Annotated in this window: 9 protein-coding genes; 2 read left to right on the top strand and 7 right to left on the bottom strand. The window is 27.8% G+C overall.

Features of this window, described 5'->3' with window-relative positions:
• Window positions 1-6: 6 nt before the first annotated feature.
• From CNEONATNEC86_RS08050 to CNEONATNEC86_RS08040, 3 genes are all read right to left on the bottom strand, one after another.
• Complete coding sequence (locus tag CNEONATNEC86_RS08050; RefSeq protein WP_159135829.1) at window positions 7-1680, bottom strand: B12-binding domain-containing radical SAM protein; 1674 nt, start codon at window positions 1678-1680, stop codon at window positions 7-9.
• Complete coding sequence (locus tag CNEONATNEC86_RS08045; RefSeq protein WP_058294731.1) at window positions 1655-2209, bottom strand: hypothetical protein; 555 nt, start codon at window positions 2207-2209, stop codon at window positions 1655-1657. Before CNEONATNEC86_RS08045 ends, CNEONATNEC86_RS08050 begins: the two co-directional genes overlap by 26 nt.
• Window positions 2210-2411: 202 nt before the next feature.
• On the bottom strand, window positions 2412-3710 hold the full coding sequence (locus CNEONATNEC86_RS08040; protein WP_159135828.1) for a PQQ-dependent sugar dehydrogenase family protein: 1299 nt from the start codon (window positions 3708-3710) through the stop codon (window positions 2412-2414).
• 200 nt (window positions 3711-3910) lie between these two features.
• On the opposite strand from CNEONATNEC86_RS08040, the gene CNEONATNEC86_RS08035 reads away from it, so the two are divergent.
• Both CNEONATNEC86_RS08035 and spoVB read left to right on the top strand, forming a co-directional pair.
• On the top strand, window positions 3911-4096 hold the full coding sequence (locus tag CNEONATNEC86_RS08035; RefSeq protein WP_230132116.1) for a YjfB family protein: 186 nt from the start codon (window positions 3911-3913) through the stop codon (window positions 4094-4096).
• A gap of 984 nt (window positions 4097-5080) precedes the next feature.
• The gene (gene spoVB / locus CNEONATNEC86_RS08030; RefSeq protein WP_058294729.1) at window positions 5081-6580 is read left to right on the top strand and encodes a stage V sporulation protein B; all 1500 of its coding nucleotides are present in this window, start codon (window positions 5081-5083) and stop codon (window positions 6578-6580) included.
• Between the two features lie 359 nt (window positions 6581-6939).
• Here the strand turns inward: spoVB and CNEONATNEC86_RS08025 are convergent, their stop codons facing one another.
• The 4 genes from CNEONATNEC86_RS08025 to CNEONATNEC86_RS08010 all read right to left on the bottom strand — a co-directional run bounded on the left by CNEONATNEC86_RS08025 (window position 6940) and on the right by CNEONATNEC86_RS08010 (window position 13284).
• Window positions 6940-8550, bottom strand: coding sequence for a putative polysaccharide biosynthesis protein (locus CNEONATNEC86_RS08025; protein ID WP_159135827.1), 1611 nt, complete (start codon window positions 8548-8550; stop codon window positions 6940-6942).
• Between the two features lie 8 nt (window positions 8551-8558).
• Window positions 8559-9533 carry an RluA family pseudouridine synthase gene (locus CNEONATNEC86_RS08020; RefSeq protein WP_058294727.1) on the bottom strand — a complete coding sequence of 325 codons (975 nt, stop codon included), beginning with the start codon at window positions 9531-9533 and terminating at the stop codon, window positions 8559-8561.
• Window positions 9534-9718: 185 nt separating this feature from the next.
• Entirely contained in the window at window positions 9719-10900 is a 1182-nt protein-coding gene (locus CNEONATNEC86_RS08015) for a M20 metallopeptidase family protein (RefSeq protein ID WP_159135826.1), read from the bottom strand.
• Between the two features lie 203 nt (window positions 10901-11103).
• A complete protein-coding gene (locus CNEONATNEC86_RS08010) occupies window positions 11104-13284 on the bottom strand; it encodes a cell division protein FtsA (protein WP_058294725.1) in 2181 nt (726 codons plus the stop codon).
• Between the last annotated feature and the right edge of the window lie 18 nt (window positions 13285-13302).

Raw genomic sequence — 13302 nt, 5'->3', positions numbered from 1 at the left:
TCTACACTATAAATCACTGAATTTTTCAATAAATAAATATTCATTATTATTGTTAAATAGACAGTAGAAGTCTTCTTCTATAAGTTCGCCATTTTTAACATATTTTTCTAAGTTAATATCAAATTTTTCTAAAAAATATTCCTTAAATGAGTATTTTTCTCTCAACTTATCCTTATATTGCTTTTCTTCTTCCTTAGAAATATTTATTTTTAAGAAATCAGGCAAACCTCTCCTTTTATTATATAGTAAATAGTTAAATTTAACTATATTATCTAGGTATTTATTATCACTTTTTAGTATTTTTTTGTTAAATTCTAAAAAGACTTTATAATATTCTATGTTTCCAATATTTCGATTAAAATATCCATTCTCTTCAAAAAACTTTCCTAAAGCATAATAAAATTCAAATGGTGTATTAAATTTTTTTTCAAAAAATTTAATTATATAATTAAATTTTTGTGAGTTATAATACTTATCGACTATTTCTTCTACTTTCTTAAGTTTTATCATTTCCTCATATGATACTAAATTAGTTTTTAGTATTTCATATGGTGGATATGGTGAATATTCCATCCCATACATTTTCGCTTCTTCTCTCATTGATGATCCCTTTAATAACTTTAAAAAACCTAATTGTATTTCTTCTGGATGTATAGAATATACATCATTAAATGATTTTACAAATGAATTATAATCTTCACCTGGAAGCCCTGCTATTAAGTCTAAGTGCTGTTTTATATTCTTTATGGACATTAATTCTAATACTTTCTCTTTAATATCGCTAAAGTTAACAAATCTATTTATATTTCTTAAAACATCATCATTAGTAGTTTGAACACCTACCTCAAATTGAAACCTCCCTTCTGGAGCTTTTGATAATAATTTTATTTCCTCATCTTTTAAGATATCTGCCGATATTTCGAAATGGAATGATGTTTCTGTATTTGCATTAATTAAAAAATTCCATATTGCCATAGAAAATTTGTGATTACAATTAAATGTTCTATCAACAAATTTAACTAGTTTAACTTTCTTTTTAATAAAATAATTTAATTCTTCCAATACTCTTTCTATATCTAAAAATCTGACACCATGACTTGTTGATGATAAACAATATTTGCAATTAAAAGGACATCCTCTTGATGCTTCATAATATACTATTTTATTGCTTAAATCTTCATCTTCTTCATATGGAAATACAATCTCATCCATAGACATGAGCGGTCTTTTTTCATTTGAATATACATCTCCTGAATTTTTATAATGTAACCCTCTTACTTTATCAATATCTAATTCTCCCAATTTATATAAAACAAAGTCCCTATAAGTTTTTTCCCCTTCACCTTCAATTACATACTCTCCAATATTATTTCTTAAAAACTGGACTGAATCAAAAGATACTTCAGGCCCACCATATAAAATTTCTATATTAGAATTTACTTTTTTGATGAGATTAGCTAATCTCTCAATTAATTCAACATTCCATATATAGGTGGAAAATGCAACTACATCTGGATCTTCTTTTATGATTTCTTCTAATATTCTTTCTTCCCTATCGTTAATAGTAAATTCTCGTATTTTTCCTTCATATGGCAGATCATTAGTGAAACTTTTTAAATATCTAACTGCCAAATTACTGTGGATAAATTTTGAGTTAATAGCTGTAAGTAATATTTTCATTTATTGTGTTCTCCTCTACTTCTTCTTTTAATGTTAATTTTTTTCCTCTTATGAAAAAAACATCCTCATAAACTTTAGTTTCTTCTATTTCAAAGTATTTTTCAAGGATTTTTTTTATTTCATCTACACTGTTATTTGATAATATATTTAAATTTTTAAATGTAAATTCTCTAAGTTTTTCTTTTGGTAATATAACTTTTATCTTATTATTAAACACTTTTCCCCTTTGTTTATTTATATCCCATATTAGTATTTCACCATTATTCTTTAGATATTTAGAAACGTTTTTTATTAATCTTTCTTTCTCAAGACTAGTCCACATCTTATTTAGATCAAAAAAGAAAGTACATGCATCATATTTTCTACTTTGTAATTTGCACTTTGTCTCTTCATTCACATAATCAATGCTAATTTCCTCTAAGACCTCTTTAGATATATTATATATTATACCAAGATTATTCTCTCCAACATCTAATATATCTCCTTGTATATTTACATCTTCTAGATTTATTACTAATGTTTTTCCCATTTCCAATCACCCTTCCTTAATATTTCATACTATTATTTTAACATTTTTTTACATATTAATAAAATACAACTTAACAAAATATATATCCAATAAAATATTTTAGTATATTTAATTTAATCAAAAAAGATGTTTAGATTTTGATATGCTACCTGATAATTAATCAGATAACTGCTCAATTGTTAACTTCTAAACATCTTTTTCTTTATTTTAAAGATTTTTTATTATTTAATTTTAGAATAAATAAACATACTATAACAAATAAAAGTATCAAGATAAATATACGTACTTCTTTAGGTAAATTAAATACTACTCCATCATTCTTAGACTGTAATTTATAAACACATCCAGTTCCACTATCCAATATATATGCCGATCCATTCTTAGTACGTATTCCTCTAATTATACTTTCATCTTTAAGTTTTAAAAGCTTATGTTTTACTCCATTTTCGTTAATGGAATATATCATATTATCCTTTTTATCATAATATACACAACTGTCCTTTTCTAAAATTGCTCCTTCTTTATCTATTCCTAGATATTTTATATTATCAACATCTGAAAATTGATATATTGGTGCAGCAACTGTTTTATTAGGTGGATTTAAAATAATCCTAGATACTTTTTGTTCTCCTTTAAATCTAGGTGAAGTTATTAAATCTCCTCCACTATAATCTGGCCATCCATACCATTTTCCTTTTTCTATTTCATATAAATAATCAAAATCTCTATTTATAGGTCTATCTCCAATATTCTCCATACCACCTACAACACATATTAAATTATTATTACTATCTAAATCCCATCCTGTTATATTTCTTATTCCACATGCATAAAGGGATATCTTATTATTCGATAAATTCACTTCAACTATAGATGCATTGCCTAGCTTCTCTCCCTCTATCTTTTGTCCTTCAACACTAGAGTTTCCATAGGGCATAAATGCGCCAGTTTTACTCTCACCATAATTTTTTCCATTCAATGATATATTTATTGGACTTTTATCATATGGAATGTTATTTATATCATAAGTTCCATCATTGTCTGCAATCCCAGAATTAGTAGCACTGCCTATTGCAATTAATAACTTGTTATCCTTTATTATAATTTTTCTGTCTAAATATTTCCCAACAGAAGGTATATTACTTACCATTACATTTAATTCAGATGTAGATAAATCATAATTATATAATTTATCACCTGAAATAATATATAATTTTCCATCATAAAACAGAATATCTTCTATTTTTAAAGCTTCATCTGAAAAAAGTATTTCTTCTCTTCCTTCATCTTTTAAAACCTTCACATAATTTTCATAGGCTACATATGTATTTTTTCCGTCTTTATCAAAACTTACAGCATTTCTACAATTTTTAGCCTCTATACTCCAATTTATATTACTTTTTAGAATATTTATTTTATACTTGCTTGATAATTCAAATAATCCCAAAGATGCTGCTACAATTATAATTGAAATTAACAAGAATTTAAAAAAACGCCTCACTTTTCTCCCTCCACCACTTTTTAATATTATATTCTTATCTTACATATATTCGTAACACTTCTACTAAATAATATACTTCATTACTAAATTTATATTTCCATAATATTAAAATAAGACCTTCATTTTATAATAAAGGTATCATTTTATTAACCGATAATTATTGTAAGAATTAAATACATAAAGTTAAGGATGTGATTTATATGGAAATGAGCATTGCAGATCTTTCAATGGGAATGAGTCAAGCTTCTCTTCAAAATGCAGTTTCTATCTCTGTTTTAAATATGACTATGGATACTGCTGCTAATCAACTTACAGCAATGACTGAAGTTTTAGATAATCTAGCTGTTGATCCAAATTTAGGTTCAAATATTGACGTAACTGTATAGATCTATATATCGTCACATAAAATAAGGGACGTAGAATCAGAGTTTAGTGGATAACAACCGAAATTCAATATATGATATGCTCGTATTGTAGGAAAATTTGAGTTAAAAATTTTACAGACAGAGGCTGTGCCCAAAAATGTTTGCTCCAACAACAAGTGTTGAACAAACAATCGTGGAACAGTCTCTGTCTAAGAATTTAATAACTAAAATTTTCAATACAATACTATGCATATTCATATATTGAATTTCTTTGTTTTTCTCTAAACTTATTCTCAATGTAATTTATGATTTTAGAATATCCCCTGTCTAAAAATATAGTTTTCAATCAATGTAATATAATGCTTGGTGAGGTACAAACCTGGCAGTATAGCCATCTTCATTCAATGCTGAAGATGTTTCCTTATTAAAAAAATCCCATCTGATACTCAATAAATAAGAAAAGATCCAAATTGCAGCATAGCTACTCTTTTTATAAGTGCACATTCTTAAGCAGAGAACCCAAATCTGTGATTTGGTGTGAATCTCTTATACCTACGAATGTATATGAGTAGATATTCCCTTAAACAGAGAAAATATATGAATAAGTACATCTTTATTTCCATAGAACCCGCATAAAATAAGCAAATTCTTAAGAATTTATATTCTGATATTTATAAATTGATATCCTTTAAAAAATAATAAAATATTAACTTTTTAAATCTTTAACATGTATAAATAACTATTCCTTAATTTAAAAATGTGTTTATTTAGAGCAATAATGTTGATACTATGAGTCTAGATGAAACAAAGAAATAAAACTCTTATGTTCGGCGGTGTCTTGCATTCAAAAAGGAAGCCACACATAAGAGCTTTATTTCGGTTATTTCACTTTAAACTTTCTACGCCCTTTATTTGTATTGATCATGTATCTTTCTTATTTTTCTTCAGGAATATTACGTAAAATATATGAATATTATTTAGAGTAATCTAAAGGAGTGATAACTTTTGGCAAAAGATAATTTTTTAAAGAATTCTTTTTTACTTACCGCATCAAATGTTACTACTGGAATATTAGGCTTTATATTCAATATATATTTATCCAATCTTCTTGGTCCTGAAGGTATGGGGCTTTATAATTTAGTTATGCCTATTTATAATTTGTTTATATGCCTTATGTCTGCTGGTATTGTTTCCTCAATGTCAAAAATAGTTGCAGTTTATGATCAAAAAGGCGAGCAAAATAATATTACTAAAACAATACGAGTTGTAGCAATGTTTAATATAATTTGGGCAATCATTATCGGTATACTAGTTTTTGTAGCTGCTCCTTTAATTGGAAAATATGGTGTTAGTGATACAAGAACAATAAGCGCTATAAGAGTTATTTGCCCTGCTATGGTGTTTATTGCAATTTCGAATATCTTTAAAGGATATTTTTATGGAACATCAAAAATAAAGATACCTGCTTTACTAGATATATTAGAAAAGGCTATGAGAATAATAACCGTCAGCCTTTTAATTTTATTTTTTAATGCGGATTCAATTGAAAAAATGGTAACACTTGCTACTATTGCTTTATGTATTGGAGAACTTCAAAGTTTAATAGGCTTATATATATATTATAAATACTGCATTGCTAAAACACCACATTCTTGTGAAGTTCCTGAAAGTAGATTCCAGCTCTTATTTGATGTTATTATAATAACTATACCACTTTGTATGAATGGATTTTTAACAAATATATTAGGAACTATGGCTACTCTTATTGTTCCAAGACGGCTTTTAGTTGCAGGTTTTAATCATATAGAAGCATTAAGTCTTATTGGTAAATTTACTGGAATGGCAATGACTTTGCTCACTATTCCACTTATTGTGGTATCCACAATTAATACATTACTTATACCTGATCTCTCACAAACTTTAAGTCAGGGAAAAAAATATGAAGCTTCATGCAGAATTAGAAAAGTTATAAAACTTGCATTTTTACTTGGACTTTCCACAACAATAATATGCAATATAATACCAGATAATCTCGGAAAAATGTTTTATGGACGTGATGATTTAGGTACTTATATTAGATTTGCTTCCTTTGGGGCACCTATTTTATTTACTTCCAGTACAATGTTTGGTATTTTAAACGGACTTAATAAACAAGGTATTATATTAAGAAATTCTTTAATTGAAGCAATTATTGAATTAATCGGTTTATATATATTTACTGCTATTCCTTCAATAAATATTCTAGGATATAGCATAACAATGATAATTGCTACAGGTACTAGCTTTTTACTTAACATACATGAAGTAAAAAAACATATAGATATTAATATAAATTCATATAATATATTTATTTATATCTTGCTTGCATTACTTGTATTTTTAATTATAAAAATATTAGCCACTCATTTCTTGGCACATTCTCTTATTATAAATAATTTTATGGTCATAGGCTTGACATTTTTTATATTTGCATATCTTGGAGGCTTTGGCGAAAGTGATTCATAACAATTTTTTATAAATTCACTTTACAATTTCTTCTTTTTAAAATTATATATAATAAAAATTACGGAATGCTAAAATACATTCCGTAATTTTTATTTTATATTTTTATTATGTATATTTCTTATATTTATTCCATAAGCTTTGCTTGTCAATAATTTTATATGTGATTCTTATGATTTTTTAACTATAAAAAATGTAATTGATACTTCTTTGCGTATTAAATTCTTTAATAGATACTTTATATTATTTTTAGAGGCGAAAAGATCCGTATTGCAGCATAGCTGCTCTTTTTATTTAAGATCCTAATTGCAGCATAGCTGCTCTTTTTATTTAAGATCCTAATTGCAGCATAGCTGCTCTTTTTATAAGTGCATATTTTCTCTCATTAACCTTGGGAGCATTTTGTATATTCTTCCTGAAATACTGTCTAGATCTCTCTTCCTTAACCCACCGAGCAATATTATTAAATATAAGTAAACAAAACCTCCAATAGCTATTAGTAAAAATGTTGAAACAGCATATAAAATCATATTTTTATTAGTAAGTTCTAACATTATACTTATTGGAATCCTAGTCCAATATATTACAAGTGCCATTACTGCTGATGCAATCAATGGTTTTACTATATTTCTGATCATATGTATTTTTACTCTTAAAGCTTTTTTAAGTGCTCTTTGATTTAATATACATGGAATAAAAAACCACAAGAAATTACCAACCACTACTCCCATTATATTTATATCTTTCATTCCAACTAAGATATAATTAGCTATTATCTTAAATGTAAGTCCAATTATAAATGTACCAAGGACATAATATAGCTTATTCATACTTTGAAGTAATACAGTTTGTATCTGTGCTACAGCCATAAAAATAAGTACAACTGATCCAACCATCATAAGTTCATACCCTTGTTCACTACCATATAGTATTGTAAAAACTTCTCTTGATAAACAAGACAAGCCAACTGCTGATGGTATTGTAATTAAAAATACCATTCTAAAAGCAAATGAAGTTTTATTTCTAACTTCTTTTTTATCTTTCACCGCCATTGCCGCTGATACTGCTGGAAGCACTGTAGTTCCAAGCGCTGTTATTATTATAAGTGGTACAGATAATAATGTTTTATATCGACCAAGAACTCCATATAATTCTTGAGCCTTTTCCATTGAAAAACCAGCAAAAGCTAATCTTGCATTAACATTAACCATATCTACAAGACTACCAAAGTTTTGTAGACCGGAACTTAATGTTATTGGTAATCCATACTTTACAAGTTTCCTAATTATACTCTTAGGTTTTATTCTTTTTGCATCACCTTGTGCTATATAAGCTTCTTCTTCAAAATCTTTCTTTTTATATACACACATCATATACCCAAGAGCAATTAATGCACCAACTGAAGTACCTATTGTTCCTCCTGCTGCTCCATATGGGATACTTATTTTCATAAGTAAATATGCACATAATAAACTTACTGCTATATTTATAACCTGCTCAATAACCTGAGATATTGCAATAGCTGTCATGCTGCTTTTCCCTTGGAAGAATCCTCTATAAGCTGATAATATTGTAGTTACAAATATACTAGGTGCAAGCATTAAAATTCCATAAGAAGCATCTGGATTCTTAATTCCATTTCCAAGTGCAAATGCGCCAATCATTAATAAAAGTGAAATAACTCCACTAATTAATGCCAATATACTTCTTGATATTTTAAGAGTTCGTACTGCATCATCTGGCTTATCTACTGCACTCAATTCTGCAACTACTTTTGCAATTGCAGGTTGTGTTCCAAGATTAGTAACTGCATATGCAAACAAAAAAACTTCATAGCAATTTTGATATATTCCATATCCAGAAAGTCCTATTATTCTTTGAAGCATAGGAATATAGAAAACTGAAATTATTTTTGTTAGAATACCAGCTACTGAAAGTATTAAAAACCCTCTGTTAGATGATTTCTCCTCCATAACTCCTCCTATCTAAGTGAAAACTTAAATACATCTTGTTTTATCTTTTTAAATAAAGGAGGCAGAGCTACAGCTACAGTCTTATTCTTTAAATAGCTAAGCTTTCCTTTAATTTCTCTAAAGTTTAATTTATAAGCATATAAAAATTGATAATTAAGTCCGTACTTATTCTCAAAGAATGAATTTAATTTCTTATCTCCATATTTATTATCACCAATTATTGGATTTCCTAAATATGATAGATGTGCTCTTATTTGATGGCTTCTTCCTGTAATCAAATTTATTTCAAGAAGTGAATACGCTCCATTAGTTTCTACAGTGTTTACTTCTGTAATAATCTTTTTAGAACCTTCAACTTCATTTTCATAAATTTTTGAAAGGTTATTATCTGAATTTTTTAATATATAACCTTCATATCTTCCATTTTTTATCTTTCCTTTTACAAGAGCATAATAATATTTTTTGATTTCATCTTCTCTAATTGCTTCATTTATGCATTTTAGTCCTTCAAAAGTTTTACCAAAAATAACCATGCCAGATGTATTTCTATCTAATCTATTACATGCTGCTGGTGTAAATGTAAGTTCATTTTCTGGAACATATGCTCCCTTTGCATCTAGATATGAAAGGGTATAATCTGTAAGTGTTGCTTCTTTTCCATCAGCACTATCAGAATGTACTAAAATTCCTGGCCATTTCTCAACTACTACTAAATTATCATCTTCAAAACAAATCTTCATTCGTTTTGAATCAACTTTCATAAATTTATTGCTTTTATCTTCTTTTTTACTTTGTATGTATTTAATCTCTACTATGTCGCCTTCCTCTAAAAAATATTTTTCATTTTGTTTCTTCCCATTAACTCTTATGTCCTTTTTTCTTAACGCCTTAAATATAGCGCTTAATGGTACATCTTTTAATAACTTTCTTAGGAATTTATCTAATCTCTGTCCTGCTTCGTTTGGTCCAATTTCTATTTTCAAATATTATCACTCCGTTTTCCTTTAGTAAAACATTTTTTACTTATAAATTATATGATAAAAAATGTTATATTACAAACTAATAAATAAAATGTTTAATTACAGTATATAAATAACCATCCTATATGTCTATATAAACATTAAAGTTTAAGACTTAACACAGGATGGTTATACTAATTATTCTTACTTTACTTTGTTAAGAAATTAAATGCTGCCGCTACCTGAATAGCAACTCCGATCGGTAAACAATCTTCATCTATATTAAATAAATCACTATGTGCTGGCTGTGTTGTATTTTTTTCTTTATTTCCTGATCCTAAGAAATAAAATGCTGATGGTCTTTCATTAGCAAAATATGCAAAGCTCTCAACACCCATTTTAGGTGCTTTTTGCTCTAATACATTTTCTTTTCCTATAACACTACTTGCACTTTCCATTAATAAGTCTACACAATCATCATCATTATATAGACAAGGATAACTTTCAAAAACTTCGACTTCAGCTTTGGCTCTAGACATTTCAGCAATTCCATTTACAATTTCATTTAATCTTCTAACTGCAAATTTCCTATCTTCTTTTGTCATAGTTCTAATCATTCCACTAAGCTTTGCTTCTCCTGGAATAATATTTTGTCCTGTTCCAGCATGAAGCATGCCTACTGTTACTACAGCTGGATTTACTGGAGCTATTTCTCTACTTACTATAGTTTGAAGTGCAAGTACTATATGGCTTGCAATTACAACTGGATCTACCGTTGTATGTGGTGATGCCCCATGACCACCTTGACCAGTTATTTTTATATTATAAGGATTTGATGCAGCATTAACTACACCTTTTTTTATCTTTATTGTTCCACATTCTGTCTCTTCATCTACATGAAGTCCAAATATACAATCAACCCTTGGATTTTCTAGTACCCCCTGTGTTATCATATGTGGTGCTCCACCTGTAGTTTCTTCTGCGGGCTCAAATAATAACTTAACTGTTCCAGAAAATTTATCTTTATATTTATTTAAAATTTTAGCTGCTCCCATAAGGATTGTTGTATGTGAATCATGTCCGCATGCATGCATTCTCCCAGGAATCTGAGATTTATATTCACAAGATTTCATATCTTGAATTGGAAGTGCATCAATATCGCCTCTTAATGCTACAGCTTTACCTTCACCATCCTTAGTTCCTGTGATTATTCCACAAACTCCAGTTTTTGCAACTTCGATATATGGAATATTATTTTCCTTTAAGAATTCTTTTATAACTCCTGAAGTTCTTACTTCTTCAAACCCAAGTTCTGGATGCATGTGTAGATCTCTTCTTATGGCTATTAGTTCATCTTTGATTTCATTTGCTTCTTTATTAAAATTAATCATGTATATTCCTCTCTCTCTTTTTATACTTCCGTTTTCACATATTCCAATATAAAAATGTCATATTATTTTCCATTCTTAATGTTCATAGTCATTTCGCCTATTCCATATTCAGTAGTCATTTTTAATGCAATATCCGTTGGGTGAGATATGTCATTTTAAGTTCCAGTGGAAATTTTAGATTTAAAATCGCTTTATTATATGAATTACGACCAGAATACTTCTATAACATCTCCATCTTTAATACTCGCAGTATAAGGAGTATTTTCTCCATTTAAAGTTATATTTATTGAACCTTTTGGTACTGTTAAATCAAAATCTATATAATCAAAAATATCAACTACTACATATTGTGCTTTTTCTTTCATTTTGATTTCTTCATTATTGACAATAACAGTTATTCCTCTATTTTCACTTATTTTATTTTTTAATTCTTCTAATTTTAATTTATCATCTTCATTATGATCTTCGTTCTTTTTTACTTCTTTCTCTTCAATATTAATATCATTTTTTACAACGTCATAAGAAGCTAATTCATTATCAATCACTTTGTTGACGTCATTTAATGAATCTTCTGGTAAAATTTCAGTCTCAGCTACTTTTTCATCTATTTCTATATTCACATCTCCCACATTATTAACTTCTTCAGTATTTTTTTTGAATATCTTATCCCCTTCTTTAATATCATACTCTTCTGGCAATAGATTTCCTTCTTCATTTAACAATTCTACATCTTCTCTGATAACATATTTCTTAAACTCTTTCAATCTAGAAGGTAAAAATACTTTTACATCATCATTATTTTTAATTATATATTCTAAATCTATTTCACAATCATTTACCATAATTACAGGTTCTACATTAATTATATCTCCATTTAAATATATACTCATAGAATCGATATCTCTTATATTATCAGCTAATTTAGGTTGTGCATCCTTACCATTTTGAGCATATTCAATATTAATCTTATCATTAATTCTAATTTCACTTTCTAATGCTGCTACTTCACCATTAATCTTAATAACTGCATTTTTCCCATAATCACCAAAAGCAATTCTTTTGCATCCATTATAAGTAAATCTAACGCTTTTACCATTTTTACTTATAAATAAGCTTGGATTGATTCCTGCTTGCAATACTACATCCATAACAGTATGATTGTGTGAATTAAATAAACTTATAGGTTCATCATTTAACATTACATCTATAAAATCATTTCCAAGACTTTTTATTGCAGTTAAAGCTATTCCAAGAACAGTTACACCTGCTGAGCCTAAACTATTATCAGATATACATTCAGTAACTGTACTTCTATCTTTTATACCTATTCTTTGAGGCGGTAAATTAAGTTTTTCAGACATCTGTTCAACTAAACCTGGAGTATGTGCTCCACCTCCAACTAAAAATACAGCACTAGGTGATTTATCACCATTTAACTCTACTATCTTTTTACATATTTCATCTGCTAATTTTTTTACTACAGTATATATTGATTTTAAAACTGATTCACTAGATACAGTATTCTCTAATCCCATTATATCCACATATGTTATTTCTTCATTATCCTTAATTGATCTTTTTATTCTTTCTGCAGTATTAAAGTCTACCAAATATTCCTGTACTATTGCTTCTGTTATTTCATCACCTGCAATTGGTACCATTCCATATGCTGAAATGGTTTCTTTTGAACTTATAGCTATATCTGAAGTTCCTGCCCCTATATCTACTAATCCTATATTTAACAGCCTCAAATTTTTAGGAACTGCTGCTTCCATTGCAGCTATTGGTTCTAATGTTAAATTGCTCACTTTTAAATTTATTTTATTCATTACTGAATAAAGTGAATCAATTACAGATCTAGGTAAAAATGTTGCTATTACTTCTGTTCCAATATTTTCACCCTTTTGGCCAATTAAGTTTGCTATTAAGTAGCCATTTAAATAATAATTTTTAACTGAATACCCAACACAATATAATTTTCCTTCTGATGTCTTATTAATTTCTTCTTCTGCTTTTTTTACAGCACTTAATTCAAGAGTTCTAACTATCTCTTTATTAACTTCATTTTCATCATCACTTATGTCAAGTTCAGCATTACTATTAATTGTTCTTAAAAATCTACCTGCTGCAGCAATTGAAACTTCTGTAAGCTTAATGCCTATTTCTTTCTCAATGGCATCTTTTACTTTCAATGCTACTTGTGCTACTAAATTTACATCATGAATTTGACCATCCACCATAGCCCTTTCTTCATGCTCTAAATATTTTTCACAAACTACTTGAAATTTTTTATCTTTAATTATCCCTACTGTTCCTATAATAGAACGAGTACCTATATCCAAAGAGAAAATTATATCTTTTTCATTAAAATTACTTAAATTCATAAAACTCTCCCTACTTCT

Origin of the sequence: Clostridium neonatale, assembly GCF_900465025.1 — a bacterium.
GTDB classification, from domain to species: domain Bacteria; phylum Bacillota; class Clostridia; order Clostridiales; family Clostridiaceae; genus Clostridium; species Clostridium neonatale.
Note: the sequence above shows the minus strand (reverse complement) of the source record. Positions and strands in the feature narration are given on the sequence as shown.

Coding starts and splice junctions, on each gene's coding strand:
- CNEONATNEC86_RS08050 (WP_159135829.1), bottom strand. CDS start 1,680: ATGAAAATATTACTTACAGCTATTAACTCAAAATTTATCCACAGTAAT.
- CNEONATNEC86_RS08045 (WP_058294731.1), bottom strand. CDS start 2,209: ATGGGAAAAACATTAGTAATAAATCTAGAAGATGTAAATATACAAGGA.
- CNEONATNEC86_RS08035 (WP_230132116.1), top strand. CDS start 3,911: ATGGAAATGAGCATTGCAGATCTTTCAATGGGAATGAGTCAAGCTTCT.
- CNEONATNEC86_RS08025 (WP_159135827.1), bottom strand. CDS start 8,550: ATGGAGGAGAAATCATCTAACAGAGGGTTTTTAATACTTTCAGTAGCT.
- CNEONATNEC86_RS08015 (WP_159135826.1), bottom strand. CDS start 10,900: ATGATTAATTTTAATAAAGAAGCAAATGAAATCAAAGATGAACTAATA.
- CNEONATNEC86_RS08010 (WP_058294725.1), bottom strand. CDS start 13,284: ATGAATTTAAGTAATTTTAATGAAAAAGATATAATTTTCTCTTTGGAT.